This is a genomic window from Citrobacter sp. TBCS-14, from assembly GCF_005280805.1.
GTDB classification, from domain to species: Bacteria; Pseudomonadota; Gammaproteobacteria; order Enterobacterales; family Enterobacteriaceae; genus Citrobacter; species Citrobacter gillenii.
The window spans coordinates 1-235 of record NZ_SZWM01001044.1 but is presented as its reverse complement, the minus strand read 5'-3'; the positions used below and the strand labels follow the sequence as shown (position 1 = coordinate 235).

At 50.2% G+C, this 235-nt stretch carries 1 pseudogene; it reads left to right on the top strand.

The annotated features are described in order from the left end of the window. Nucleotides 1-92: 92 nt before the first annotated feature. Nucleotides 93-235: pseudogene (locus FDX22_RS31955) on the top strand (hypothetical protein); the annotation flags it as partial.

Here is a 235-nt window from a genome sequence, read left to right as displayed (position 1 = left end):
CATTCTCGCCTCTTCCCGCTTCAATTTCGACCAGTCATCCTCTATCCTGAGCATTATTTACTGTGTTTACCACTGGGTCCTGGAAGACAAAAATGAAACGGACAAAATCGATACATCATGCCTCGTTCCGCAAAAGCTGGAGCGCGCGCCACCTGACTCCTGTCGCCCTGGCAGTTACCGCAGTGTTTATGCTCGCGGGCTGTGAAAAGAGTGACGAAACGGTTTCGCTTTATCA